Source organism: Curtobacterium sp. VKM Ac-2865 (genome assembly GCF_015350905.1).
Taxonomy (GTDB): Bacteria; Actinomycetota; Actinomycetes; order Actinomycetales; family Microbacteriaceae; genus Curtobacterium.
The window spans coordinates 137,108-162,703 of sequence record NZ_JADKRZ010000001.1; the positions used below are offsets into that span (position 1 = coordinate 137,108).

The following is a 25,596-nucleotide window of genomic DNA, read 5'->3' on the forward strand; positions in this document are numbered from 1 at the left end:
GTACTGCGCCGGGCCCGGCGCAGCACCACGAGCTTCGCGCCCCGCAACGAACAACGCGCCCCGACACATCGGGGCGCGTCGTTCGTGACGGGGCGCGGTCGGCTAGCCGAGCGCCTTCGTGATGACGTCGGAGGCCTCTTGCGACGAGCGCTTCGACGACCCCGTTGCCGGTGCGGCACTGGCCGGACGGGACGCGACCGACAGCGGTCGGCCGTCGAGGTGCGGCGAGAGGTTCATGCACACGAACGGCCAGGCGCCCTGGTTCTCGGGTTCTTCCTGGGCCCACACGACCTCGGCGTCCGGGTAGCCCGCCAGGACCTCGAGCAGGCGCTCGAGGGGGAGCGGTGCGAGCTGCTCGAGGCGGACGAGGGCGACGTCGGTGATCCCGCGCTTGTCGGCCTCGGCGCGCAGGTCGTGGTGGACCTTGCCCGAGTGCAGCACGACGCGGCGCACGGCACTGCGGTCGGTGATCGCGGCGTCGTCGATGACCTCCTCGAAGGTGCCGCTCGTGAAGGCGTCGACCGGGCTCGTCGCCTGACGGAGTCGGAGCATCGCCTTCGGGCTGAACACCACGAGTGGCTTCTGCGGGCGCTGCCACGCCTGACGACGCAGCAGGTGGAAGTACGACGCCGGGGTCGACGGACGCGCCACCACCATGTTGTCCTGGGCGCACAGCTGCAGGTAGCGCTCGATGCGGGCCGACGAGTGGTCGGGTCCCTGGCCCTCGTAGCCGTGCGGCAGCAGCAGCACCAGGCCGGAGCGCTGGCCCCACTTCTGCTCGGCGGAGGAGATGAACTCGTCGATGACCGTCTGGGCGCCGTTGGCGAAGTCGCCGAACTGCGCCTCCCAGAGCACGAGGGCGTCCGGCCGCTCCACCGAGTAGCCGTACTCGAACGCCATCGCCGCGTACTCGCTGAGGAGCGTGTCGTAGATGTAGAAGCGGGCCTGGTCCTCGGTCAGGTTCGACAGGGGCAACCACTCCTGGCCGTTGGCCCGGTCGTGGAACACCGCCTGGCGCTGCACGAAGGTGCCACGGCGGGCGTCCTGCCCGGCGAGCCGGACGGGCTTGCCCTCGGTCAGCAGCGAGCCGATCGCCATCAGCTCGGCCATCGCCCAGTCGACGCCGCCCTTGCGGGTCATCTCGGTGCGCTTCGTGAGCAGGGCCTGCAGCTTCGGGTGGACCTGGAAGCCGGCGGGCGGGTTGCCGTGGGCGTCGCCGATGAGCTCGACGAGATCCTGCGAGATCGCGGTGTCGCGGGCCTCGTGCTCGGAGTCGTCGCGCTGCGCTGCCGGTCGTTCGAGCCCCTGCACGGCGCCGTCGTCGTCGACCTCGATCACCGGGATCGTGCCGGTCTGGGCCTCGTGCGTCTCCGCGAAGGCCCGCTCGAGGCGGTCCTGGAAGTCGCGGTGGGCCTCGTCGTACTCCTCTTGCGTGATGTCGCCGCGGCCGACCAGGGCCTCGGTGAACAGCGTGCGGACGGAGCGCTTGGCCTCGATGAGGTTGTACATGAGCGGCTGCGTCATCGAGGGGTCGTCGCCCTCGTTGTGGCCGCGGCGGCGGTAGCAGACGAGATCGATGACGACGTCGCGGTGGAACTCCTCGCGGTACGCGAACGCCAGGTCGGCGACGCGGGCGACGGACTCGGGGTCGTCGCCGTTCACGTGGAAGACCGGCGCCTGGATCGTCTTGGCGACGTCGGTGGAGTACACCGAGGTGCGCGCCTGGTCCGGCGGGGTGGTGAACCCGACCTGGTTGTTGATGACCAGGTGCACGGTGCCGCCGGTGCGGTACCCGCGGAGCTGGGACATCTGCAGCGTCTCGACGACCACGCCCTGGCCCGCCATCGCCGCGTCGCCGTGGACGAGCACGGGGAGCACGCCGTAGACCCCGGCGGGGCCGCGGTCCTGCTTGGCACGGACGATGCCCTCGAGCACGCCGTCGACGGCCTCGAGGTGAGACGGGTTCGCGGCGATCGTGACGGGGATCGTGGTGCCGTCCGATGCGCGGAAGACGCCCTCGGTGCCGACGTGGTACTTCACGTCGCCGGAGCCCTGGCCCTGCACGGAGCCCGGGAGCGTGGTGCCCTCGAACTCGCGGAAGATCTGGCCGTAGGTCTTGCCGGCGATGTTCGTCAGCACGTTGAGGCGACCGCGGTGCGCCATGCCGATCGCGACCTCGTCGAGCCCGGCGATCGCCGCGTGCTGGATGAGGGTGTCGAGGAAGGCGATGGTGGACTCGCCGCCCTCGAGCGAGAACCGCTTCTGGCCGACGTACTTGGTCTGCAGGAAGGTCTCGAAGGCCTCGGCCTCGTTGAGCTTGCCGAGGACGCGGAGCTGCTCCTCCTTCGAGGGCTTGCTGTAGGGGACCTCGATGCGGGACTGGACCCAGCGGCGCTGCTCCGGGTCCTGGATGTGCATGTACTCGATGCCCACCGTGCGGCAGTAGGCGTCACGGAGCACACCGAGGACGTCGCGGAGCGGGGCGTTCGTCGTGCCGGCGAGCCCGCCGGTGACGAACTCGCGGTCGAGGTCCCAGAACGTCAGCCCGTGGCTCTCGATCTCGAGGTCGGGGTGCGTGCGCTGCCGGTACTCGAGCGGGTCGATGTCGGCCATCAGGTGACCGCGGACCCGGTAGCTGTTGATGAGCTCCAGCACGCGGGCCGTCTTGTTGACACGGTGCGCGAGGTCGACGTTGATGTCGTTCGCCCACTGGATCGGCTTGTACGGGATCCGGAGCGCCGAGAAGATGCCCTCGTAGAAGCCGTGCTCGCCGATGAGCCGCTCGTGCACCCGCTTGAGGTACTCGCCCGACCCGGCGCCCTGGATGACGCGGTGGTCGTAGGTGCTGGTCAGGGTGATGGTCTTGCCGATGCCGAGCTCGACGAGGGTCTTGGCGGCCGAGCCCTGGAACTGCGCCGGGTACTCGAGCGCGCCGGCGCCGATGATCGACCCCTGGCCCTTGGTCAGGCGGGGGACCGAGTGCACGGTGCCGATGCCGCCCGGGTTCGTCAGGGAGATCGTCGTGCCCTGGAAGTCCGCCGGCGTGAGCTTGTTGTCACGGGCCCGCTTGACGAGGTCCTCGTACGCGGAGAGGAACTGGCCGAACGTCAGCGACTCGGCACGCTTGATGCTCGGGACGAGGAGGGAGCGGGTGCCGTCCTTCTTCGGGACGTCGATCGCGATGCCGAGGCCCACGTGCGCGGGCTGCACCACGAAGGGCTTGCCGTCGCGGTCCTCGTAGAAGACGTTCTGGCTCGGGGTGTCCTTGAGCGCCTGCACCATGGCCCAGCCGATGAGGTGCGTGAAGGAGATCTTGCCGCCGCGGGCCCGGCGCAGGTGGTTGTTGATGACGATGCGGTTGTCGATCATCAGCTTCGCGGGGATGGTCCGCACGCTGGTCGCCGTGGGGACGGTCAACGAGGCGTCCATGTTCGACGCCAGGGTCTTCGCCATGCCACGGAGCGGGGTGGCCACGTCCTCGTGGGTCTCGTCGTGCTCGTCGGTCTGGTCGTTCGCCTCGGCCGGGATCGGCTGCGGCGACGGCTGCTTCGAGGTTGTGCGGGCCTGGATCTGTCCGCCCTTGCCCTCGGCCGGAGCAGGAGCAGGCGCTGCGGGAGCAGGCGCCGAGGCGGCCGCAGGAGCCGGAGCTGCGGGAGCCGCGGCACCAGCGGCGCCCTTGCCGCTCTGGTGGTAGCTCTCGAGGACCGGCCACCACGACTTGTCGACGGAGTCCTTGTCGGCGAGGAACTGCTCGTAGAGCTCGTCCACCAGCCACTCGTTCGCGCCGAATTCGCCCGCGGTCTCGTCAGTTCCGGTCAGATGGCTCGACACAGCCGATCGCCCACTCTCCGTCGATTGATGCTCGTGTGTGTCGTGCGGCGCAACCCTGCCCCGCACGACGTCCAGCGTAGCCGTTCCCACATGACCGTCCGGTGTCAGGTCGACGCATGTCGTCGGCGCAGTACGGTGGTCGGCATGAGGTTCTACGAGACCCGGCCGACGCACGACCTGACCTACTCCGACGTCTTCCTCGTGCCCAGTCGATCGGGTGTCACGAGCCGCTTCGACGTCGACCTCGCGTCGAACGACGGCACCGGCACCACCATCCCGATCGTCAGCGCGAACATGAACTCGGTCACGGGTCCGCGCCTCGCCGCCACCCTCGCCCGACGCGGTGGGCTCGGTGTCCTGCCGCAGGACATGCACCTGCAGGACCTCGACGCCGCGATCCGCTGGGTCAAGGACCAGCCGGTCGACTACGACACCGCGATCGACATGGGCGCCGACACCACGGTCGCCGAGACCCTCGAACAGCTGCTGCCGGTCGCCGGTCGCGGGGTCGTCGTGCGGGACGGCTCGGGGGAGTACCTCGGCTGCGTCCCCGCGACCCGCCTCGGCACCGCCGGCCCCGACGCCACGCTCCGCGACCTGCTGCACGGCGCCTCCACGGCCGTCGACGCCGACGACGCCGGCTCCTCGCGCCACGTCTACGACGTCCTCACCGCCGCCGACGTCGACTTCGCCCCGGTCATGCGGCACGGGCACGTCGTCGGCACCACCAGCCCGACCAGCGCGATCCGCTCGGACATCTACCGCCCGGCCGTCGACGCCTCCGGCAGGCTCCGGGTCGCCGCCGCGATCGGCATCAACGGCGACGTCGCCGCGAAGGCGAAGGCCCTCGCGAGCGCCGGCGTCGACGTCCTCGTGCTCGACACCGCCCACGGCCACCAGGAGGGCATGCTCCGTGCGCTCCGCGCCGTGTCCGAGCTCCGCCTCGGCATCCCGCTCGTGGCCGGCAACGTCGTCACCGCCGACGCCGTCGCACACCTCGTCGCAGCCGGCGCCGACATCGTCAAGGTCGGGGTCGGCCCCGGCGCCATGTGCACCACGCGCATGATGACTGCGGTCGGCCGTCCACAGTTCTCCGCCGTGCTCGAGACCGCCGCTGCCGCCAGGTCCCTCGGCGCCCACGTCTGGGCCGACGGCGGCGTCCGGTACCCGCGCGACGTCGCACTCGCCCTCGCGGCCGGTGCCAGCGCCGTGATTATCGGCTCGTGGTTCGCCGGCACGCTCGAGGCCCCTGGCGTCCTGCGTCGGGACGCCAAGGGCGCCGCGTACAAGGAGAGCTGGGGGATGGCGTCCGCCAAGGCGGTCCGCGAGCGCTTCGAGCGGCTCGACCCGTACGAGCGAGCACGCAAGGCGCTCTTCGCCGAGGGGATCTCGTCCTCGACGATCTACCTCGACCCGGAGCGCCCGAGCGTCGAGGACCTGCTCGACATGATCACGACCGGCGTCCGCAGCTCCGCGACGTACGCCGGCGCGACCAGCCTGGCCGAGTTCTCCGAGCGCGCGCTCGTCGGCATCCAGTCCGCCGCCGGCTACGAAGAGGGCAAGCCGCTGCCCGTCAGCTGGTAGCGCCGGACGAGGGCAAGACAGCACCCTCGGCTGGCCCGTCAGCTGGTAGCCGACCACGGACAGACGGGAGGCTCCCCACCAGCTGGTGGGGAGCCTCCCGTCCGTCGTCCTGGTGCGTCTACCGGCGGCGGGTCGCGTCCTCGACGGTGCCCACCAGTTCTTCGAGGATGTCCTCCAGGAACAGCACGCCCGTCGTGCGGCCCTCCGCGTCGAAGGCGCGGGCCACGTGGCGGCCGGCGGCGCGCATGGTGGCGAGGGCGTCCTCCAGGTCCATCTCCGTGTAGAGCGAGATGAGCTGGCGGATGCGCTTCGGCGGCACCGGGTCGTCGAACTCGTCCGGTCGCAGGTCGATGACGTCCTTGACGTGGACGTAGCCGGTGGGCTCGCCCTCGTCGCCGACGAGCACGTATCGGGAGAACCCGCGCTGCGCGACCGCACGTTCGACGTCACCGGGGGTGGCGACGTCGGGCAGCGTGACGAGTTCCGACATCGGCAGGGCGATGTCCTTGACCTTCTTCTCGGTGAACTCGAACGCCATCCGGAGCGTGCCGCCGTCGTCGGAGAGCGTGCCCTCGCGACGGGACTGCTCGACGATGGTCTGGACCTCTTCCACCGTGTAGGCGCTGACGGCCTCGTCCTTCGGCTCGACCTTGAAGAGCCGGAGCACGGCGTTGGCGACCTCGTTCAGGCCGACGACGACCCAGTGCAGGCCGTGACCGATGTACCAGAGCGTCGGCACGAGCAGCAGTGCGGCGCGGTCGGGCATCGAGAACGAGATGTTCTTCGGCACCATCTCGCCGAACACCACGTGCAGGAACGACACGAGCAGCAGCGTGAAGACGAACGCCACGATGCCGATGACCTCGACGCTCCACCCGGTCAGGTGCAGCGGACCCTCGAGCAGGTGGTGGATCGCCGGCTCGGAGACGTTGAGGATGAGCAGCGAGCACACGGTGATGCCGAGCTGCGTGGTCGCGAGCATCCGGGTGGCGTGCTCCATCGCCCACAGGGTCATCTGTGCGGCGCGGGAGCCCTCCTCGGCCCGGGGCTCGATCTGCGAGCGGCGCGCGGAGATGACGGCGAACTCGGCCGCGACGAAGAACGCGTTGCCGCCGAGCAGGACGAACAGCCAGAAGATCCCCCACCAGTCGGAGCTCATCGGGTGGCCTCCTTCTTGGTCTTGGTCGTGCTCTTGCCCGTTGCGGGGACGGTCACGCCGTCGGGCGGCGTGTCTGCCGGCGTCGGGGTCCAGCGGATGCGGTCGACCCGGCGGCCGTCGAGGCGTTCGACGCGGAAGACGCCGTCCGGCAGCGGGACCTCGTCGCCGACGATCGGCAGGCGGCCGAGCGTCGACATGAGGAAGCCGCCGACGGTCTCGTAGGGGCCGTCCTCGGGCACCTTGACGCCGGCGCGGTCCTCGAGCTCGTCCGGGCGGAGGAGCCCCGGGAACGTCAGCCAGTTGCGGGAGCGGACGACGTCGATGCGGGCGCGGTCGTGTTCGTCGGAGACCTCGCCGACGAGTTCCTCGATGAGGTCCTCGAGCGTGACGACCCCGGCGGTGCCGCCGTACTCGTCGACGACGATGACCATCTGGTAGCCGCGACCACGGACCTCGGTCAGCAGGGTGTCGCCCGGCATCGTCTCGGGGACCCGCTCGGCGTCGGTCATCAGGGCACCGACCGGCACCTCGGGACGCTTCTCGCGTGGGACCGCGACGGCCTGCTTGACGTGCACCAGGCCGACGACGTCGTCCGCGTCCTCCTCGATCACGGGGAAGCGGCTGAAGCCGGTGCGGCGGGCGAGGGCGATGACGTCCTCGGCCGACTCGGACACGCGGATGGTGGAGAGCCGCGGGCGCGGGGTCATCACGTCACTGGCGTCGAGCTCGGAGAAGGACAGCGTGCGCTGCAGCAGCGTCGCCGTGTCCTGTTCGAGCGACCCCTCGGACGCGGACCGCCGGAGCAGCGAGGTGAGCTCCTCGGCGCTGCGTGCACCGGAGAGCTCCTCTTGTGGCTCGATGCCCATCGCGCGCAGCACCGCGTTCGCGGTGCCGTTCAGCACGGCGACGGCCGGCTTGAAGACGGTGGTGAACGCGATCTGCAGCGGCACGACCAGGCGTGCGGTCTGCAGGGGGAGTGCGAGCGCGAAGTTCTTCGGCACGAGCTCACCGAGGATCATCGAGAGCAGCGTCGCGATGACGAGCGCCACGATCGACCCGACCGTCTCGACGACACCCTCGGGCAGGTCCATCGCCAGGAACGGGGCCTCGAGGAGCTTCGCGATCGACGGCTCGAGCAGGTAGCCGGTCAGCAGCGTGGTCAGCGTGATGCCGAGCTGCGCGCTGGACAGGTGCGTCGAGGTGACCTTGAGCGCGCCGATGACCGGCGCCAGGCCGGCCTCACCGCGATCACGACGGGCTTCGACGTCGGCGCGGTCGAGGTTGACGAGCGAGAACTCGGACGCCACGAACACGCCGGTGCCGAGGGTCAGCAGGATGCCGCCGACCAGCATGAGGACGTCGACGGGGCTCATCGTCGCCACCCCCGGTCGTCGAGGCGGACGTCGCGTCGGGCGCGCGATGAGTCAGGGCAGCTCACCGAGTGAGCGCCGGATGAGTGATGGGGCGAAGAAGGATTCGGAGGATCGTCCACAGTGAGTGTCATGGTAGCGGGCGCTCAGTCGGCGGATGCCGAGAATGCGCTCACTTGGTGACGGATGCTCGGTGGTACTGCTGCGGCTCGTAGTCGATCTCGACGTTGAGCTCACGAGCGGCCCGGAGCGCGAAGGACGGGTCGCGGAGGAACTCGCGTCCGACCATCACGATGTCGGCCTGCCCGGTCGCCACGATCTGCTCGGCCTGGAACGCCTCGGAGATCATGCCCACCGCGATCGTCCCGATGCCCGCGCCCTGCTTCACACCGGCGGCGAAGGGCACCTGGTAGCCGGGTCCGACGGGGATCGGGGCCGAGGCCACGTTGCCGCCGGTCGAGACGTCGGCGAGGTCGGCCCCGTGCTCGGCGGCCCAGCGTGCGACCTGGACGGTCTCCTCGAGCGTGACGCCGCCCGTGGTCCAGTCGGTGGCGGAGAAGCGGACGACGACCGGGAAGCCCTCGCCGACCTCGTTGCGCACGGCGTCGACGACGTCCAGCAGCGCTCGGGCGCGGTTCTCGAGCGAGCCGCCGAACTCGTCGGTGCGGTGGTTGCTCAGCGGCGACAGGAACTGGTGCAGCAGGTACCCGTGCGCGGCGTGCAGCTCGACGAGGTCGAACCCGGCCTCGACCGACCGGCGTGCGGCAGCGGCGAACCCGAGCGCGACGAGCCGGATGTCCTCGGTGGTGAGCTCGCGGGGGGTGTCGTAGCCGTCGAAGGCCACGGCCGACGGGGCCACCGTGGTCCAGCCGCCCTCGGACGCGGGGACCGTGCCGTGCGTGGTGTCCCAGGGGCGGTACGTCGAGGCCTTGCGACCGGCGTGCGCGAGCTGGATGCCCGCGGCGGCGCCCTGCGAGTGGATGAAGTCGACGATCGGCCGGTAGGCGTCGCGCTGCTCGTCGTTCCAGAGGCCGAGGTCCTGCGGGGTGATGCGGCCCTCCGGCACGACACCGGTCGCCTCGAGCACGACCGCGCCGGCGCCGCCCTTGGCGAACCCGCCCAGGTGCACGAGGTGCCACGGCGTCGGCACGCCGTCCTGCTGATCGACCGAGTACTGGCACATCGGCGAGACCCAGATGCGGTTGCGGACCGTCAGGTCGCGGATGGTGATCGGCTCGAACAGGGCGTGCGTCACGCGGTGGCTCCTTCGTCAGGTGCGTCGGCGAGCTGCTGCAGGAAGGTGCGGAGCGCTGCCGGCGAGGTGTAGTGGTGGCCGACCGCCCCGATCGCTTCCGCACCGGTGGCGTTCTCGGCCCTGTTGTCCACGAACACCATCTGCGCCGGGTCGATTCCCAGTCGGGCACAGGTGTCGCGGTAGATGGACGCATCGGGCTTCAGCACGTGTTCCTCGGCGCTCACCACGACGGTCTCGAACAGCGAGCCCATCGGGGACCGGCGGTAGGGGTCGCCGAAGTCGAACCCGGCGTTCGACAGCAGCGCCAGGCGTGTGCCGGCGTCGTGCAGCTCCTCGACCAGGTCGAGCACCTCGGGGTCGACCTCGAACCACCCGGTGTAGTCGAGTGCCCAGAGCCGGTGGACCTCGCTGACCGACCACGTGCGGCCCGTGCGCTCGCCGATCGCGCGCCAGTAGTCGAGCACCGAGAGGTCACCGCGGTCCAGGTCGTGCCGGAGCTCCTGGTAGACAGGGAACAGCTCGTCGGCGGTCAGCCCCGTCGCCGCGAGCAGGGCCTGGCGTGCTGCGTGCGGTGTCCGGCTGATCACCTCGCCGTAGTCGAAGACGACGACACGACCAGGCAGGGACAGGCTCATGCGCCCCACCGTAACGTGGGCACGATGAACGACTTCGTGCCCTTCTCCGTGTCCGATGCCGCCGCCTGGGTCACCGCGCCGACCGGGGAGTCGACGAAGTACCGCCGCGGGGTGCTCGGCGTCGCGACCGGCTCGGACCGCTACCCGGGCGCCGCGGTCATGGGCGTCGACGCGGCCGTGCACACCGGCGTCGGCATGGTCCGCTACGTCGGACCGTCACGTGCGACCGACTCCGTGCTGGCCCGGCGCCCCGAGGTCGTCTCCGGCGTCGGCCGTGTGCAGGCCTGGCTCGTCGGCTCCGGCATCTCCGCGTCCTCGCTCGGGTCGCTCGACCCCGACACCGCTGCCGCGTTCGAGCACGCGTCCGAGGACGGCGTGCCCGTGGTCGTCGACGCCGGCGCCATCCCGCTCGTCGACCTCGGGCCGCTCGCGGTGCTGACGCCGCACGCGGGGGAGCTGGCCGCACTGCTCGAGGTCTCCCGCGAGTCCGTCGAGGCCGACCCGCGGGGTTCGGCGCTCCGGGCCGCCGAGCGGACGGGCAGCGTCGTGCTCCTCAAGGGCGCGGACACCCACGTGGTCACGCCCGACGGGTCCGTCCGGCTCGTGGCCTCGTCCGCCACACCGTGGCTCGCGGCCGCCGGCGCCGGGGACGTCCTCGGCGGGGTGCTCGGAGCGCTCGTCGCCAGCCGGGCGGGGAGCAGCGAGGTCGGTCCGTCGGACCTCGCCCACCTGGCCGCTGCGGCCGCGGTGGTGCACGGCACGGCGGCCCGGCGGGCGTCCGGCGGCGGGCCCTTCACGATGACCACGCTCATCGAGGCGCTGCCCGGCGTCGTGCGCGACCTCGTCGTCGACGGCGACGGCCGCGCCTGACGCGGTCCGCTCGCTCGTCGAGTGTGTGCGTTGGCACGTTCCGGACGGGAGGCTCGGTGGCGGGCCGGTGGGGAGCCTCCAGGCCGGTGGGGTGCGCGCCGCGCTCGCCGGCACGGGCGTTGCCAGGGTGCGTGCAACCCGGTAGCGTCCTGGCCATGCAGTGCCGCTGAACCGTCTCCGATCCCACCCACGCGCCCTCCTGCGGCGCCATCGAGAGGTTCACCATGTCCGCACCACTGCCCCTGCACGGCCAGACCGCCCTCGTCACCGGAGTCTCACGGCGCCGCGGCATCGGGTACGCCGTCGCCACGAAGCTCGCGTCCCTCGGCGCCGACGTCGTCATCCACCACCACCGGCCGCACGACCTCGACCTGCCGTGGGGTGGGGACGACCTCGACGCGGTCCGCGCGGGCATCCGGGAGCACCTGACCGAGGGCGCCCGGTTCGCCGACGTCGGCGCGGACCTGTCCGACGCGGCGACCATCCCGGACGTGATCGCCACGGCCGTCGGGCTCACCGGACACCTCGACATCCTGGTGTGCAACCACGCGAAGAGCGGCGACGACGGCAGCATCCTCGACATGACCCCCGCGCGGCTCGACGCCTTCTGGGACGTCAACGCCCGCTCGACCCTCCTGCTCACGGCCGAGTTCGCACGGCTCCGGGCACCGCACCGCGACGAGCCGAGCCGACCGGGCGACCGGATCGTCGGGAACGGGCCGTACGCCGAGGCGCAGGGGCACGTGTTCTGGATGACCTCCGGGCAGATCCACGGCGCGATGCGGGGCGAGGTGGCCTACGCGACGAGCAAGGCCGCGCTCGCCGGCATCACCCCGACGGTGGCCGCTGAGCTGCTCGAACTCGGGATCGTGCTCAACACGGTCAACCCCGGGCCGGTGAACACGGGCTACATGGACCCGGAGTCGACCGACCGGTCGCTCGAGGACCTCGACGCCTACGTCGCCAGCACGCCGTTCGGTCGCGTGGGGGCGCCGCAGGACCCCGCCGAGCTCATCGGGTGGCTGGCGACTTCGGCCGGGAGCTGGGTCGTCGGGCAGGTCCTGACGACGGACGGCGGGTTCGGGTTGTGAGGTCCGCAGGTCGGGCGGGCGGGGTGCTCGACCCGGAACGACAGCGTCGAGGTCGTACGACAGCGACCCTGTCGTCCTGATCGTCGGAGCGCTCGCCGCGGCCCACGTCGCCTATCCTTGACGTCTGTTCAGCGAGTCCCACCAGCAGCAAGGACCACCACGCAATGCCCGAACTCCCCGTCGTGTTCGAAGTCGGCTCGATCGTCGCGCTCGTCCTGATCCTGCTCGCGGACCTGCTCATCGTGGCTCGGCGCCCGCACGTGCCGACGCTCAAGGAGTCGGCGGTGTGGGTCGGCGTCTACGTGGGCCTCGCGCTGGTGTTCGCGGTCGCCATGCTGGTCTTCGCAGGCGGTGAACCGGCGGGACAGTTCCTCGCGGGTTGGCTGACCGAGTACAGCCTGAGCATCGACAACCTGTTCGTGTTCGTCATCATCATGGCGCGGTTCTCGGTGCCGAAGAAGATCCAGCAAGAGGTGCTCATGCTGGGCATCATCATCGCGCTCGTGCTGCGCGGGATCTTCATCCTGGTCGGCGCGCAGCTCATCGAGAACTTCTCGTGGATCTTCTACATCTTCGGCGCGTGGCTCGTGTGGACGGCGATCCAGCAGCTCCGCGGCGAGGACGAGGACGCCGACCAGAAGGACGGCTTCATCGTCCGGCTGCTGCGTCGCCGCGTTCGCCTGACCGACACCTTCGACGGGATGAAGTTCCGCACGCACAAGGACGGCGTCCGGCACTTCACGCCCCTGCTCGTCGTGCTCATCGCCATCGGCACCACGGACCTGCTGTTCGCCCTCGACTCGATCCCGGCGATCTTCGGCATCACTGAGAGCCCGTTCATCGTCTTCACGGCGAACGTCTTCGCCCTGATGGGCCTGCGGCAGCTGTACTTCCTGCTCGGGGGACTGCTGGAGCGGCTGGTCTACCTCAAGTACGGGATCGCGTTCATCCTCGCGTTCATCGGCGTGAAGCTCGTGCTGCACGCACTGCACGGCAACGAGCTGCCGTTCCTGAACGGCGGCGACCACATCGAGTGGGCGCCGGAGATCCCGACGTGGGTGTCACTCGTGGTGATCCTCGCGGCGATGGGTGTCTCCACGGTCGCCAGCGTCATCCGCATCCGGCACGAGGGCTCGAAGACCCCGGACGACGTCGAGCCGGCTCGCGCCGCCGACTGACCATCGACCAGGCTGCTTCCGCCGAGCGCACGTGACCGGACCGCGTCCGGACGGGAGGCTCGGTGCCGGACCGGTGCCGAGCCTCCCGTCCGGTGGGTGGTGCGGCAGACCGCCGGACCGGACGGCCGTCGTCAGGCCAGCAGCTGCTCCGTGACGTCCCAGAGCCGCCGGGCGTCCGCCTCGTCGAGCATCGCGGAGTTCGCGTCCGACGGGATGCTCGACGCGGTCAGCGGGCGCACGGTGTCGTCGAACACGGCGACGTCGCTGTCCTTGAGGTAGACGCCGCCGATGCCGGCGAGCATCGGGCTCACTGCGCCGAACACCAGGGTCGCCGCGCCCTGTTCGATCGTCTTCTTGCCGACGGCGGGGTCGATCACGGTCGTGCCGTCAGCGTCGACGAGGCCCTGCTCCCGGTACGACGCCAGGCGCGACGGGTCGTGCGGGCCGGGGCCGATGATGACGCCCGGGTGCGCGGCGAGGGCCCGGATGCCCTCCTCGGCCAGGCGCCGGTCGAGCTCGACCGTGAACAGGACGTTCGCCCGCTTGGACTGCCCGTAGGCCGCACCGGCGTCGTACCCGCGGGTGAACGCGAGGTCGTCCCAGCGGATCTGCCCGAACCGCGCGGCCCCGGACGTGACGGTGAGCACGCGGGCGCCCTCCGCGGCACGGAGCGCCGGCAGGAGTGCCCGCGTGAGCTGGAAGTGCCCGAGGTGCGTGGTCGAGAAGGACAGCTCGTTGCCGCGGCCGTCGAGTCGGCGCTCGGGGGAGAAGAGCATCGCGGCGTTGTTGACGAGCGCGTGCAGCGGGCGTCCGGCCGCGGCCCAGCGCTCGGCGAAGGCGTCGATCGAGGCCGGGTCGGTGAGGTCGAGCTGCTCGACGGTGACCCCGGGCAGGTCGGCGACGGCGGCGCTTGCCCGCTCGGTGGCCCGTGCTGCGACGGTGACCGAGGCGCCGGCGGCTGCGAGGGCGCGGGAGACCTCGCGCCCGAGTCGGCTGTGCCCGCCGGTGACGACCACCTGCCGTCCGGTGAGGTCGAGGCCGGCGAGGACGTCGGTCGCGGTGGACGCGGCGTCGAAGCCGGAGGGGATGGGGTGCTGGTCGGTGATCACGGTGGTGGTGCCTCTCGTCGACGGTCCGGCGCACCGAAGCGGAACGCCGTTCCGTAAAGATACGGAACGCGCTTCCGTTTCGCAAGGAGTGAGTCAGTTGCGCGTCAGTCGCGGACGGCCGACCCGCCGAGCGCGCGTTCGACCACGGCCTCCGGCGACTCTGCGCCCTCCCGTGCCCACCAGGTCAGGGCGGCCGTCGCCTCGGCTGCGCGTGCTGCAGCGCGCACCGCGACGTGGAGGTCCGCGTGCTCGACCCCGTCGCGCTCGGCGATGGCCTCGCGCAGCACCTGCGTCAGTGCGCTGTGCTGTGCGGCGCCCTCACTCGCCAGGGACGGGTTCCGGTCGATCACCAGGAGCCGCCGCCGCGTGACGTCCTGGTCGTCGGGTGGGAACGCCGACGCCGTCACCAGCGCCGAGCACACGGCGGTGTCGCCGTCCACGTCGGCGGGGACCGCGCGCAGGGCTGCTGCGACCCGCTCGGTGAACTCGTCGAAGCCGCCCCAGACGAGCGACCCCTTCGACGGGAAGAGCCGGAACACGGACCGGCGGCTCACGCCCGCGGCCGCGGCGACGTCGTCCATCGACACCGCGTCGAAGTCCCGCGCGGTGAACAGCTCCAGGGCGACGGCGGCGATGTGGTGCGGCGCGATCGTCCGCGGTCGGCCGATGGGGGCGTCGGGCATCAGGGCCTCCTTTCAGCACTGAGTGCTACAACTGGTGACACGTGTTCGTGACTCACTGAGGAGAACCATGACAGACACCACCGCCGGCCGCTTCGTCGGCAAGACCATCGTCGTGACCGGAGCCGGCTCCGGCATCGGCCGCGCGACCGCGATCCGCCTCACCGGCGAGGGCGGCCGCGTCATCGCGACCGACGTCGTCGCCGAGCGCCTCGACGCCCTGCGCGCCGACCTGCCCGACGCCGACCTGGAGACCGTCGTCGGCGACGTCTCGCAGGCCGAGACCATCCAGCAGATCGTCGCCGCGGCGGGTGACCGCATCGACTCGCTCGCGAACGTCGCGGGGATCATGGACCGCTTCCTGCCGCCGTCCGAGGTCGACGACGCGACGTGGGAGCGGGTCTTCAGCGTGAACGTCACCGCGCCCATGCGGCTGACGCGCGCCGTGCTCCCGCTGATGATCGCCGCCGGTTCCGGCACGATCGTGAACGTCGCGTCCGAGGCCGCGCTCCGTGGCTCCACCGCTGGAGCGGCCTACACATCGTCCAAGCACGCCATCGCCGGCTTCACGAAGAGCATCGCGTTCTTCCACGGACCGCAGGGCATCCGCGCGAACGCCGTCGCACCGGGCGCGGTCGACACGAACATCGAGGCCCCGATGGGCAGCGAGTACGCCGCCAGCCGCATCGGACCCGTCGTCCAGGCGATCGTGCCCGCCCCCGCGCAGCCGGAACAGCTCGCCGCGGCGATCACCTGGCTGCTCAGCGAGGACTCGTCGAACGTCAACGGCGTCGTGCTGCCGAGTGACGGCGGTTGGTCCGCCGTCTAGACCCGGCCACAGGCGGACTGGAGGCTCGGTGCCGGACCGGCGCCGAGCCTCCTGTCCGGTGGGGTGTGCGGCTACTGCTGCGGCGTCGCGTGGACGAGGAACTCGACGGCTCCCGCATCGTCGACCTTCACGAACCCGAGGTTCGGCGCCTGCACGCCGAAGTCGGCGAAGGTGACCGGGACCGTGCCGGAGATGTCGACCCCGTCGCCGCTCAGACCGACCTCGAGCGTCGCGGTCACGGTCTTCGTCACGCCGTGCAGGGTGAGCTCCCCGGTGGCCTCGACCTGCTTCGTGTCGGTGCCCGTGGGGACGGCGTCCGCGATCGGCTTCGTGAGGGTGAAGGTGGCCGTCGGGAACGCCGACGTGTCGAGCGCGGAGTCCCGGAAGTAGGAGTCGCGCTGCTCGGAGTCGGTCGCGATGTCGCCGACCTGCACCTCGATCGTCGCGGCGGCGATGGCGGTGCCGTCGACCTTCGCGCTGCCGGAGACGCTCTTGGTGCGGCCTGTGACCGTGACGTCGTTCCCGTTGAGCACTTCGTGCAGGCGGTAGCCGGCCTCGGAGTCGCCACCGACGACCCAGTCGCCCGACAGGGTCTGCGTCGTCAGCGTGGAGGGCTCCCGGGTCGCGGCGACGGTCGGCGTGGCCGACGCCTTCGCGTTCTCGGTGTCCGAGTACACCGAGGTGCCGATCACGGTACCCACGACGGCGAGCACGGCGACGCCGACGACGACGGAGATCCAGATGACGGCCGTGCGCCGGGGTGTGTTGCCGCGCCGGGATGAGGAGGTCACACGGAGGACGCTGACACGTCACCCTCGGGAACTCCTGGGGACCGGTGCCGCTACGCTCGTCCGGTGCAGCAGTCCAGGTGGTTCGAACGCGCCGGCTTCGGGGTCGCGTTCGCGGCCGTGCACCTCGTGCTGTGGTGGCTGACGACGGTGACCGCGAACCTGCCGCTCGGCGACGTGACGATCACGTACCGGCGGTGGATCGAGACCGGTCTGAGCTCCCACTTCTGGGTCGGGATGGACTCGGACTGGGTGTACCCGATCCTCGCGATCGTGCCGATGGCCGCTGCCGCGATCGGGGGTGTCGCCTCGATCGGCACCGGCTGGCTCGTGCTGATGGTGCTGCTCGACGCCGTGGCCTGCGTGTTCCTGTGGCGGTTCCGGGCGCTCGGCGTGCGGGTCGTCTGGTGGTGGCTCGTGTTCCTGCTCGCGCTCGGCCCGATCGGGCTCGGGCGGATCGACACCGTCGCGACCGCCGTGGCCCTGGTCGGGGTCTGCTTCGTGGCGTCGCGGCCGGCCGTGGCGTCAGCGGTGTTCACCGTCGCGGCCTGGGTCAAGGTGTGGCCGGCGGCGCTCGTCGGGGTGCTCCTGCTCCTGCGGCGTGGGCACCGTGCCGGCGTGCTGACCGGGGCGTTGACCGTGACCGCGCTGGTCGTGCTCGTCGACGTGCTCTTCGGCGGGGCGGCACACCTGCTCTCGTTCATCGGCCAGCAGAGCGGCCGGGCGCTGCAGATCGAGGCACCGCTCGCGACGCCCTTCATGTGGGCCGCTGCCGCGCACGTGCCCGGCGCCGCCGTGTTCTACGACACCGAGATCCTGACGTTCGAGGTCTCCGGTACGGGCACGCACCTGGCGGCAGCCGTGTCGACGCCGTTGATGGCGCTCGTCGTCGTCGCGGGCGTCGTCCTCGCCGCGTGGGCCGTCGGCCGTGGGGCACGCCGTACGGACGTGGCGCCGGTGCTCGCGCTGCTGTTGGTCGCGGCCCTCGTCGCGACGAACAAGGTCGGGTCGCCGCAGTACATCGGGTGGTTCGCCGTGCCGATCGTGTGGGGGCTGGTCGCGGGGCGGGGGAGCGCCAGGCGGTTCCTGCCCGTGGCGGTCGCCGCGCTGCCGATGGCCCTGCTGACGCAGCTCGTCTACCCGGGGTGGTACGACCAGGTGCTCACCGTGCAGCCGTGGATCCTCGTGGTGTTGACCGTGCGGAACGTGCTCGAGGTCGCGATCCTGGTGTGGGCCATCGTGGTCGTGGTGCGGCTGGGGTCGGCCGGGCGACGCGGGGGTCCGGTCGGGCGGCGCGGGGCGCGTCCGGTCGGGCGGCGCGGATCGCGCGTCGCGTCGCGTCCGGTCGTGCGGCCGGGAGGCTCGGGTCGGGTTGCCGAGTCGGGTCCGATCCCCGGGGTCGGTCGGGACCACGGGTCGGGTCCGGTCCCCGGGTCTGGTCCGGACCACGAGTCGCGGGGCAGGATGGGCGCATGATCGTCGCGTTCTCCGTCGCCCCGTCCGGTGGTCCCTCCGAGCAGCCGGACGGGTCCGTGCACGATGCCGTCGCAGCGGCCGTGCGGGTGGTCCGCGAGTCCGGGCTCCCGAACCACACGTCCTCGATGTTCACCGAGATCGAGGGGGAGTGGGACGAGGTGATGGCCGTCGTGAAGGCCGCCACCGAGGCCGTCGGGGTCTTCGGCACGCGGGTGTCGCTCGTGCTCAAGGCCGACATCCGACCCGGGTACACGGGCGAGCTCGAGGGCAAGGTCGCACGCCTGGAGACGGCGCTCGAGGGCGGTTCCTGAGCCCTCCACGACACGCCGCCCGGGTCCCGGTGATGTCGGTGGTCGGGTGTGTCATGGCTGCAGACGGACACAGCGGGTGTCCCGCCCGGACCACGAGGAGACCGTGATGATGCACGACGGCTGGTGCCCCGACTGCGACCTGCGAACGGTCGTCATCGACTCAGACGAGTCCGGCTCCGGCAACGCCTGGGCGTCCTGCACGGAGTGCGGCGTCGGTTGGGTGCATCGTGACGAGCACCGGTCGGACGCGTCGCGTCGTGCCGCTGCGCAGCAGCCCGCGGAGCGTCGAGCGGCCTGACCCTGTCCGGTCTGTCGTCGAGGTCGTTCATCGACGAACTCGAATCGATTCGGTCCGGGCCTTTCGTCGATGCTTTGGAGCGGTCTACACTGAATCGACCGAGTCGCTCCGCTGACTCGGTCGCTTCCGTTCACCGCCGAACGGGCCGGCTCAGACGTCGGTCGTGACGATGCGGTCCGGACGCCGGGCCTCGGGCGGCCCCGTCGACGCCGCTCCGCCGACCGCGAACCTGACCGTGTCCACGGTCGGTCCTGCCCGCACCTCGTTCGAAGACCAGGCACCATGTCCCAGCTCACGCCGGCGCGACGCGCGCTCGCGATCACTGCCCTCGCCCTCGGCGGGTTCGCCATCGGGTCGACCGAGTTCGTCGCGATGGGCCTGTTGCCGAACATCGCCGCAGCGCTCCTGCCGACGCAGTACTCCGCCGATCCGGACGCCGGCATCGCGCACGCCGGGTGGCTCGTCAGCGCCTACGCACTCGGCGTCGTGGTCGGTGCCCCGACCATCGCCGCGATGAGTGCCAGGTTCCCCCGCAAAGGCCTGCTCATGGTGCTGCTCGTCGGGTTCGTGGTGGCGACGGTGGCGAGCGCGGTGCTGCCCTCGTTCGGCCTGGTCCTCGTCGCACGCTTCGTCGCCGGCCTCCCGCACGGCGCGTACTTCGGCATCGCGTCGATCGTCGCCGGCGACATCATGGGCCCGGGCAAGCGCGGCAAGGGCATCGCGATGGTGCTGCTGGGGCTGTCGGTCGCGAACGTCATCGGCGTGCCCGCGATCACGTGGATCGGGCAGATGTCCGGGTGGCGCGTGGCCTACGGCGTCGTCGCGGTCCTCTTCGTCGCGACCCTCCTCGCCGTGTCCGCCTTCGTCCCGCGATCCGCTCGGGACGAGTCCGCCTCGATCCGTCGGGAGCTCAGTGCCTTCCGCGTTCCGCAGGTCTGGCTCGTGATGGGGCTCGGGGCCGTCGGGTTCGGTGGGTTCTTCGCCGTCTACTCGTACATCTCGCCGCTCGTCACGAACGTCACGGGCCTGTCCGAGTCCGTCGTGCCGCTCGTGCTCGTGGTGGTCGGACTCGGCATGGTCGTCGGCGGCGTGCTCGGCGGGCACCTGGCGGACCACAGCGTCAAGCGCACGATCTACGTCGGCATGTTCGCGCTCATCGGCTCGCTGCTGTTCATGGTGCTCACCGCACAGTGGACCGTCGGTGTCTTCGTCGGGGCGTTCCTGCTCGGTGCGACCTCGTCCGCGATCCCGCCGGCGGTGCAGTCGCGCCTGATGGACATGGCCGGTGACGCCAGGACGATCGCGGCGGCGCTGAACCACTCCGCGTTCAACATCGGCAACTCGCTCGGTGCGGCCCTCGGCGGTGCGGTCATCGCGGCCGGGTTCGGGTTCCTCGCGCCGGGGTGGCTCGGCATCGGGCTCGCGCTGCTCGGCGTCGGCATGACGGCCATCAGCTACGGGGTCGAGCGTCGGACGAACCGCCGAGCGGCAGCTGCCGCCGCCGAGCACACCTCGACGGGCCCGATCGAGGCCCCGGTCCCCGTCGGCTGACCCGCTCGCCAGACCCGCTCCTCGTCGTCCCGTTCGTCGTCATCCCCAGGCGGTGAGATCGCACTTCGTGTCGGGTCCGGCGCGGCTGAGGCGACACGAAGTGCGATCTCACCGGAACTCCGGCGTGGGGGCGTGGGGCGGTGCGGGGCGCACGGGTGGTTCGGGGACGCGCCAACCCCGGCAGTGAGATCGCACTTCGTGTCGGGACGACTGGAACGGAGGCGACACGAAGTGCGATCTCAGCGGAACTCCGGCGGGCGCCGAGCGGGTGCGACACGCCGCCGGTGTGCCGTCGAGGGGGCAGCGCTCGTCGTTCGCGGCGTCGGGGAGCGACGACTCGTGGCCGCTCGGCGGACGTGAGCGGGGTGTCGTGGCCGCTCGGCAGGCAGCCGGTCAGGGGTGTCCGGCTGCGCCCGACACCCCCCGCCCCCTACGACGAGATCGCACTCGGTGTCGGGTCGACCGGGGTCGAGGCGACACGGAGTGCGATCTCAGCGGAACGGGCTCAGCTGAACGGGTTCAGCGGAGCGGGCTACAGGCCGTGGGGGCTGCCGTCCTGCACGATGATGCCGTCGGTGATCGCCCGCTTCCGGAGCGCCACCTTCGTGCCCACGTCGAAGCCGGCCACGCGGTACTTCTCGCGGATGCGCTTGAGGTAGCTCTTCGCGGTCTCCTCGGAGATGCCGAGCTGGTACGCCACGCTCTTCACGGGCTCGCCGCCGCCGTAGAGCGCCATGACGCGACGCTCCTGCGCGCTCAGCTTCGGCACGCCGCCGACGTCGCCGGAGTTGATCGCCAGGTCGAGCTCCGCGGACACGTACTGCTCGCCGCGCTGGGCGGAGCGGATGGCCTCGACGATCATGTCGGCGTCCTCGCTCTTGACGAGGTAGCCGAGGGCGCCGGACCCGAGGGCCTCGCGCACGACGTTCGGCTCCGAGTACGTGCTCATCACGACGGTCTTCACGCCGGCGGTCTTCAGCGTCGAGATCTTCAGCGAGACCGGGATGGAGTCCTTGAGGTCGAGGTCGAGGAGCACCACGTCCACCGGGAACGCCGGGCTCGTGAGGAGCTCCGGCCAGGTCGTGACGGCGGCGACGAGCGTGATGTCGTCGGCGGCGCCCCGGATCCACTCGGTCAGCGCGCCGAGGAGCATCCTGTGGTCGTCGACGAGTGCGAGTCGGATCGGTTCCTCTGGAGTCGCCATGTCGGCGTCCTTTCTCGTGGTCTGCGTGGCCGAGCCTAGAGGTCGGCTGCACGCTGGAGGCGCAGGTGGTCAGGGTGTCCGGCAGGTCACATGTTCGGGTGTCGACTCACGACGCAGTGGGCGACGATGTGCAGGACGCCCTCGCGGACGTTCTCGGTGTACGGCCCGATGCGCTGCAGACCGGTCCAGGCGGGCGGCCCGAGACGTCGACGCGGCACGCCCCGGGACTCGATGACGATCGGCACGTCCATGGTCTCGTCGGAGACCGGGTGTCCCGCCGTGCCGACGGGCCCGAGCGTGACGGAGACCACCGGGACGCCGGGCTGGTGTCCGCGGCCGTCCCCGACCATCTGCCACAGCGCCTGGAGCAGTCCGTCGCGCTGCGCGGGCGTGAGGTGTCCGGCGAGGGAGCTCGGGTCGGCGACGCTCACGGCCCGGCCGAGGTGGTCGGACTCGGTGATGGCGTGGTACAGCCAGGTCTCGCGGCGACCCTCGATGAGGTGCAGGCGGAGTTCGGTGGCGAGCGAGGCGGCGACCGAGGACGAGGCGTCGGACAGGGGCAGCGGGTCGGTGCCGTTGGCCACGGCGTCGAGGAGCTTCTCGGCGGCGAGGTCGAGGCGGGCGAGTTCGTCCGAGGCCAGCATCCCGACGGCGAACTGCGGCGCACCGACGTTCGACTGCACGAGCACCCGGTCGAGCTCGCGCTGCACGAGCTGCCGGAACCGGTGCGTCACGAAGATGGCGACCGACGGCGGCACGATGACGAGCGCCAGCAGGGAGAACAGCCCCGGGATCGTGTCGGTCGTGATCGGGGTCGACGCGAGCGACATCCCGACGAAGGCCAGCCCGAGGACGGCGATCGCAGCGGCGACCTCGCGCGCGGGTCGCAGCGTCGCGACCGGCAGCAGCGCGAACCCGGCGGCGACCGAGGCGCTGGCCGTGTGGGCGAGGTCGTGCTCGGGCCAGATGCCGATGAAGTCGAGCGTGACGACGCAGCTGAGCACCACGCAGATGAGGGCGAACGCGACACCGGTGAGCCGCTCGCCGTAGGTCATGACGCTGAGCCCGACACCGACCGCGGCGATGACGAACAGGATCCACGCGGCGGCGGGGAGCCACGGGTCCTGGTACCCGGACCAGCCCGTCAGGAAGAACACGATGCCGGAGACCGCTTCGAGTGCCGTCAGCACCGCGGCGCCGAGGCCGAGGTGCCCAGCACCGAGGGACGCACCCGGCTTGGCGGCCTGCCGCAGCGACCGCGCTCCCGTGGAGGTGGAGGGCAGGCCGCGCGCCTGCCGACGTTCCGTGCCCCGGTACCGCTCACGCGCCTCCCGGCGGGTCCGCGGAGCGGGCTGTCTCGTGTCACCGGGCAGACTGCGACCGATGGTGTCCTCGGGGGTGCGGGTCATCTGGGCGCCTCCAGGACGACGGTGGTGCCGGAGCCCGGCGCGGAGAACAGGCGGGCGTCGCCGCCGACCTCGCGGAGACGGTTCACGACGCTCTCCTTGAAGCCGAGGCGTTCCTCGTCGATGAGGCCGATCTCGAACCCGACACCGGAGTCGGTGACCATCGCGCGGACCATGTCCTTGTCGTGGACGATCGTGACGTGGGCCTCGGCGACGCCGGCGTGCCGACGGACGTTCTCCAGGCACTCGGCGAGGGCGAGCAGGAAGGCGTCGAGCACCTGCGTGGGCAGGAGAACCTGCCCGGTGCCGTGCCAGCTGACCTCGAGACCCATCCGGCCGAAGCGCTGCTTGACCGACTCGAGGGTCTGCCCGAGTGGTGACTCCTCGGCCCGGGTGAGCGAGTAGTCGCCGGACTGCTGCGGCTGCGGGGTGGCGCCGAGGCGGAGGTGGCGGAGGAGTCTGGCGTCCTCGGCGGCCTGCTCGCGCATGGCCTGTTCGGAGACTCCGACGCCGGAGTGGGCCAGGAGCGTCAGCGTGGCGAGGACGGTGTCGTGCAGCAGCCGGGCGCCCTGTCGACGCTGGGCCTCGGTCTCGCTGGCCTGGCGTTCGGCCCGGTGCGCGGTGCCGATGCTGTAGATGCGACGGGCGACCCGGGGGATGCTGCGCGAGATCCAGTAGGCGACGACCGCGGTGAGGACCCACCCGAGGGCGGTGCCGCCGACGGGGGAGGAGAGCACCGAGCCGGTCGCGATGGTCATGATCACCAGCGACGCCCCGCCGCCGAGGACCGTCAGCGCGAGACCGACCACGTGGCCGCGCTGGGCCATCAACATCGAGGACAGCCCGCCGGCGGCGAGCGGGACCAGGGCGCTGGCGACGACCTGGCGCAGGTCGGGCTGGGCGTTCGCGAGCAGGACGACGAGCGCGGCGAGCCCGGAGACCTGCGTCAGCGCGGTCCACCACACGGCGCCGTTCCAGCCGAAGGCGACCAGCGCACCGAGCATCACGACGATGCACGCGACGCCGAGGGCGAGCGGACCGGCCGGCACGGCGAAGGAGCAGAGCACCCCGACCAGGCTGACGAGGGTGCACACGATGCCGACGACACGGGTCGTCGACCGGAGCAACCGGTCGCGTTCCTGAGCCAAGGGTTCCATCGGGGTCCTGAAGCGTCTGTCCTCGTCGGTGGAGCGAGGGTCGTGCGGGAAGGCATCCGAAGTGGACGCTCAGTCATCATTCCACGAGCGGCACTCGTTGGGGGGTGTTCGGCACGCCTGGTTGTTCGGTTTGGCAACGATGTCGTCACGACTCGCGTGGACAGACCGTGCGCAACGGGTGTCGGGGGCGGGTAGCGGACAGTCAGGACGCACGGCGGACCGGCGGGGAGCGCGGTCCGCGGACATCGCGGACGCGTCACCCGCGCGCCGCGCCGTGCCGCACCGGACCCGCCCCCGTCGCGCGCGCGCCGGACCCGCCCGCGTCCCGCGCGCGTCGGACCCGCGCGCCTCAGCCCAGCAGCCGCGCCAGGTGCGCGCCGACCGCTCCGTGCTCGATGAGGAAGCCGTCGTGCCCGAACTCGCTCTCGATCACCGCGGCCCGGTCACCGTCGAGGGTGTCCGGCACCCCGGCAGCGATGCGGTGCTGGTCCTCGACCGGGAACAGCCGGTCGCTGGAGATCCCGACGACGAGCGTGCGCGCCGTGATCCGTCCGAGCGCCGCCGGCACGCCACCCCGCCCTGCGCCGAGGTCGTGGGAGTCCATCGCGTGGGTCAGCGTGACGTAGGTCGAGGCGTCGAAGCGCCGCGTGAACTTGTTGCCGTGGAAGTCGAGGTAGCTCTCCACCGAGAATCGGCCGTCCTCGCCGAGCGGTGACACGTCGGACTGCCACGACCGGTCGAACCGCCCGTTCAGCTCGTCGGACGCGCGGTAGGTCATCATCGCCATCCGACGCGCGAGCGACAGCCCCCGCGAGGGCCCCTCGCCGGGCTCGGCGTCGTGGTAGTCGCCGCCGGCGAAGCCCGGGTCCATCTGGATCGCCGCGCGCTGCAGCGAGTTCGCCGCGATCTGGTCGGCGGTCGTCTGCGCGGTGGTGCTCAGCACGGCGAGCCGCTCCACCCGGGCCGGCTGCGAGGCCGCGAACTCGAGCGCGTGCATCCCGCCCATCGACCCACCGACCACGGCGGCGAAGCACTCGATGCCGAGCGTGTCGGCGAGCCGCACCTGCGCGGCCACCTGGTCGCGCACGGTCACGAACGGGAACCGGGAGCCCCACTCCACGCCGTCCGGCGAGACCGACGACGGCCCGGTGGAGCCCTGGCAGCCACCGAGCATGTTCGGCGCGACGACGAACCAACGGTCGGTGTCGATCGCCCGCCCCGGTCCGACGACGTCGCCCCACCAGCCCGCCGTCCGGTGGCCGGGCCCGGCGTCGCCGGTGACGTGCGAGTCCCCGGTGAGGGCGTGGAACACCAGGACCGCGTTGTCCCGCGCGGCGTTGAGGGTGCCCCAGGTCTCGTAGGCGATCCGCACGCTCGGCAGACGACCGCCGCGCACCCACTGCTCGCCGAGGGACACGAAGTGCCGCGCCCCGACCGGGTCGCCCGGACGCCAGGCACCGGTCACGGGCGGCTTGCCGAGGGTGCCGAGTGCGGTGCCGGGCACCAGGGTGGACGGCACGGAGTCCTCGGGAGTCGTCTGCCAGTCCATGGTCCGTCCATTCTCGCGGACCCCGGTGCGCGCCGTCGCCGTGTTACGCGGGTGCATGGTCACCTGCACCCGGCCGGGAGGCTCGCACCGGCTCCGGTGGGCGGCCGCGGGTCGTGCGCCGCTCGGCTCGGTGGCGCCCCGGCCCGGCCCCCCTCCCCGGCCCGAGCGACAACGTCGATGTCCTACGACAGCGACGTTGTCGCTCCGACGGGGAAGCGGGCGCGGTGCGCGGGACGGGACGACACGACCGAGGTCGTGCGACACC

At 71.5% G+C, this 25,596-nt stretch carries 20 protein-coding genes; 8 read left to right on the top strand and 12 right to left on the bottom strand.

Annotation, left to right across the window (positions count from 1 at the left end):
- Positions 1–102: 102 nt before the first annotated feature.
- Positions 103–3,831 (bottom strand): multifunctional oxoglutarate decarboxylase/oxoglutarate dehydrogenase thiamine pyrophosphate-binding subunit/dihydrolipoyllysine-residue succinyltransferase subunit, encoded by a 3,729-nt coding sequence (locus ITJ54_RS00615; RefSeq protein WP_194625434.1) that lies wholly within the window; start codon positions 3,829–3,831, stop codon positions 103–105.
- A 144-nt stretch (positions 3,832–3,975) separates the two neighbouring features.
- Here ITJ54_RS00615 and ITJ54_RS00620 point away from each other — a divergent pair, with 144 nt between their 5' ends.
- Positions 3,976–5,415, top strand: coding sequence for a GuaB1 family IMP dehydrogenase-related protein (locus ITJ54_RS00620; protein ID WP_194625435.1), 1,440 nt, complete (start codon positions 3,976–3,978; stop codon positions 5,413–5,415).
- A 118-nt stretch (positions 5,416–5,533) separates the two neighbouring features.
- Here ITJ54_RS00620 and ITJ54_RS00625 read toward each other — a convergent pair whose 3' ends face one another.
- From ITJ54_RS00625 to ITJ54_RS00640, 4 genes are all read right to left on the bottom strand, one after another.
- Complete coding sequence (locus ITJ54_RS00625; protein WP_194625436.1) at positions 5,534–6,574, bottom strand: hemolysin family protein; 1,041 nt, start codon at positions 6,572–6,574, stop codon at positions 5,534–5,536.
- Positions 6,571–7,947 (bottom strand): hemolysin family protein, encoded by a 1,377-nt coding sequence (locus ITJ54_RS00630; protein ID WP_194625437.1) that lies wholly within the window; start codon positions 7,945–7,947, stop codon positions 6,571–6,573. Before ITJ54_RS00630 ends, ITJ54_RS00625 begins: the two co-directional genes overlap by 4 nt.
- 169 nt (positions 7,948–8,116) lie before the next feature.
- Complete coding sequence (locus ITJ54_RS00635) at positions 8,117–9,199, bottom strand: NADH:flavin oxidoreductase/NADH oxidase (protein WP_194625438.1); 1,083 nt, start codon at positions 9,197–9,199, stop codon at positions 8,117–8,119.
- A complete protein-coding gene (locus tag ITJ54_RS00640) occupies positions 9,196–9,834 on the bottom strand; it encodes an HAD family hydrolase (protein WP_194625439.1) in 639 nt (212 codons plus the stop codon). The genes ITJ54_RS00635 and ITJ54_RS00640 overlap by 4 nt, the downstream gene beginning before the upstream one ends.
- A 24-nt stretch (positions 9,835–9,858) precedes the next feature.
- Here ITJ54_RS00640 and ITJ54_RS00645 point away from each other — a divergent pair, with 24 nt between their 5' ends.
- The 3 genes from ITJ54_RS00645 (at position 9,859) to ITJ54_RS00655 (ending at position 12,973) form a co-directional block, all read left to right on the top strand.
- Complete coding sequence (locus tag ITJ54_RS00645; RefSeq protein WP_194625440.1) at positions 9,859–10,704, top strand: ADP-dependent NAD(P)H-hydrate dehydratase; 846 nt, start codon at positions 9,859–9,861, stop codon at positions 10,702–10,704.
- Positions 10,705–10,928: 224 nt separating this feature from the next.
- Positions 10,929–11,795 (top strand): SDR family oxidoreductase, encoded by an 867-nt coding sequence (locus ITJ54_RS00650; RefSeq protein WP_194625441.1) that lies wholly within the window; start codon positions 10,929–10,931, stop codon positions 11,793–11,795.
- Between the two features lie 164 nt (positions 11,796–11,959).
- Complete coding sequence (locus tag ITJ54_RS00655) at positions 11,960–12,973, top strand: TerC family protein (RefSeq protein ID WP_194625442.1); 1,014 nt, start codon at positions 11,960–11,962, stop codon at positions 12,971–12,973.
- Between the two features lie 131 nt (positions 12,974–13,104).
- On the opposite strand, the gene ITJ54_RS00660 is transcribed toward ITJ54_RS00655, so the two are convergent.
- Both ITJ54_RS00660 and ITJ54_RS00665 read right to left on the bottom strand, forming a co-directional pair.
- A complete protein-coding gene (locus tag ITJ54_RS00660; protein WP_194625443.1) occupies positions 13,105–14,082 on the bottom strand; it encodes an SDR family NAD(P)-dependent oxidoreductase in 978 nt (325 codons plus the stop codon).
- 104 nt (positions 14,083–14,186) lie between these two features.
- Positions 14,187–14,765: a TetR/AcrR family transcriptional regulator gene (locus ITJ54_RS00665; RefSeq protein WP_194625444.1), complete on the bottom strand. Its 579-nt coding sequence runs from the start codon at positions 14,763–14,765 to the stop codon at positions 14,187–14,189.
- A gap of 67 nt (positions 14,766–14,832) precedes the next feature.
- On the opposite strand from ITJ54_RS00665, the gene ITJ54_RS00670 reads away from it, so the two are divergent.
- Positions 14,833–15,591 carry an SDR family NAD(P)-dependent oxidoreductase gene (locus ITJ54_RS00670; protein WP_194625445.1) on the top strand — a complete coding sequence of 253 codons (759 nt, stop codon included), beginning with the start codon at positions 14,833–14,835 and terminating at the stop codon, positions 15,589–15,591.
- Positions 15,592–15,662: 71 nt separating this feature from the next.
- Here ITJ54_RS00670 and ITJ54_RS00675 read toward each other — a convergent pair whose 3' ends face one another.
- Positions 15,663–16,382 (bottom strand): YceI family protein, encoded by a 720-nt coding sequence (locus ITJ54_RS00675; RefSeq protein WP_194625446.1) that lies wholly within the window; start codon positions 16,380–16,382, stop codon positions 15,663–15,665.
- Positions 16,383–16,445: 63 nt separating this feature from the next.
- On the opposite strand from ITJ54_RS00675, the gene ITJ54_RS00680 reads away from it, so the two are divergent.
- From ITJ54_RS00680 to ITJ54_RS00690, 3 genes are all read left to right on the top strand, one after another.
- The gene (locus tag ITJ54_RS00680) at positions 16,446–17,855 is read left to right on the top strand and encodes a glycosyltransferase 87 family protein (protein WP_194625447.1); all 1,410 of its coding nucleotides are present in this window, start codon (positions 16,446–16,448) and stop codon (positions 17,853–17,855) included.
- Positions 17,852–18,166: a thiamine-binding protein gene (locus ITJ54_RS00685; RefSeq protein WP_194625448.1), complete on the top strand. Its 315-nt coding sequence runs from the start codon at positions 17,852–17,854 to the stop codon at positions 18,164–18,166. Before ITJ54_RS00680 ends, ITJ54_RS00685 begins: the two co-directional genes overlap by 4 nt.
- 580 nt (positions 18,167–18,746) lie before the next feature.
- A complete protein-coding gene (locus ITJ54_RS00690; RefSeq protein WP_194625449.1) occupies positions 18,747–20,015 on the top strand; it encodes an MFS transporter in 1,269 nt (422 codons plus the stop codon).
- Positions 20,016–20,547: 532 nt separating this feature from the next.
- Here the strand turns inward: ITJ54_RS00690 and ITJ54_RS00695 are convergent.
- The 4 genes from ITJ54_RS00695 to metX all read right to left on the bottom strand — a co-directional run bounded on the left by ITJ54_RS00695 (position 20,548) and on the right by metX (position 25,331).
- Complete coding sequence (locus ITJ54_RS00695) at positions 20,548–21,219, bottom strand: response regulator transcription factor (protein WP_071271083.1); 672 nt, start codon at positions 21,217–21,219, stop codon at positions 20,548–20,550.
- A gap of 86 nt (positions 21,220–21,305) precedes the next feature.
- The gene (locus tag ITJ54_RS00700) at positions 21,306–22,628 is read right to left on the bottom strand and encodes a hypothetical protein (RefSeq protein ID WP_194625450.1); all 1,323 of its coding nucleotides are present in this window, start codon (positions 22,626–22,628) and stop codon (positions 21,306–21,308) included.
- Entirely contained in the window at positions 22,625–23,782 is a 1,158-nt protein-coding gene (locus ITJ54_RS00705) for a sensor histidine kinase (protein ID WP_194625451.1), read from the bottom strand. Before ITJ54_RS00705 ends, ITJ54_RS00700 begins: the two co-directional genes overlap by 4 nt.
- A 349-nt stretch (positions 23,783–24,131) precedes the next feature.
- Positions 24,132–25,331: a homoserine O-acetyltransferase MetX gene (gene metX / locus ITJ54_RS00710; protein WP_194625452.1), complete on the bottom strand. Its 1,200-nt coding sequence runs from the start codon at positions 25,329–25,331 to the stop codon at positions 24,132–24,134.
- Positions 25,332–25,596 lie beyond the last annotated feature (265 nt).